Source organism: Flectobacillus sp. BAB-3569 (assembly GCF_002270355.1).
GTDB classification, from domain to species: domain Bacteria; phylum Bacteroidota; class Bacteroidia; order Cytophagales; family Spirosomataceae; genus Flectobacillus; species Flectobacillus roseus.
This window is the reverse complement of record NZ_NJFZ01000148.1, coordinates 1-921: the sequence shown is the minus strand read 5'-3', so window position 1 is coordinate 921 and position 921 is coordinate 1. Positions and strand designations below refer to the sequence as shown.

The following is a 921-nucleotide window of genomic DNA, read 5'->3' as shown; positions in this document are numbered from 1 at the left end:
TCTTCTTTTAATAATTCTAAAATCTTTTCTCTACGTTGATTTGGGAGCATAATGTCTAGGTAATTTAAAGCTTCCTTTGCTCTTTTGTTCATCTTGAAACAAAAATAGAAAACAAAAACAAATAAAAGAAACAAAACGAAAATATTTTTTGTACTAATTTGCGAGCAAATATAGAAAAACCTGCAATATCATTCTATACTTTCAGATTCGAAATAAAACAAAAGCAAAAGTAAATAAAGCGAAGATTTTTCGAATTAAATTTACATAAAAAGAAAGGAATACAAAATGGATTTCTTATTACTAGTTCAAGACTTGGTCTTGGACTTATTTTTGAACAGTTTTGAAACTGAATCAAAAAGCGGTCGAAAATTGTTTTCGACCGCTTTTTTGATGATTTCACTCAGCTTAAGACGCAATCATTGCGTCTCTAGCGTTGAAATTCAACTTAATAAATCATTATCCCAAGGTCACAGTCTCCACAATTTCGAGACCGTAACCGAATAATGCTGCACGTTTTTTAGGGTTATTTGTCAGCAATTTGATTTTTGAAATACCTAAATCTCTCAAAATTTGTGCGCCAATTCCATAGTCTCTCTCATCGTTTGGTGTAATTTCCGTACTTTGATTGACACCCATTTCCTGTAGTTTGTATTTTTTAAATCGCTCATTAAGTTGGCACTCTTACCATCTTGGAACATATACAAAATCACGCCTTTTCCTTCATTTTCAACGGATTGCATGGCATTTTTCAATTGCTGACCGCTATCACAAAGCGTTGCTAAAAAGAGCAATTAATTCAAAGTTCAATTCAAAGTATCCAAGTAATTATATTGAAAGAGTCAACAACGCATTTTCAGATGTTAGAAACAAAATTGATGATGAAATTTATCTATCAAGAAAAAATAACAAACTGACATCTGA

The 921-nt window shown here is 31.3% G+C and carries 1 pseudogene; it reads right to left on the bottom strand.

Annotation, left to right across the window (positions count from 1 at the left end):
- Window positions 1-456 precede the first annotated feature (456 nt).
- A pseudogene (locus BWI92_RS26775) lies at window positions 457-740 on the bottom strand (hypothetical protein).
- Window positions 741-921: the final 181 nt, after the last annotated feature.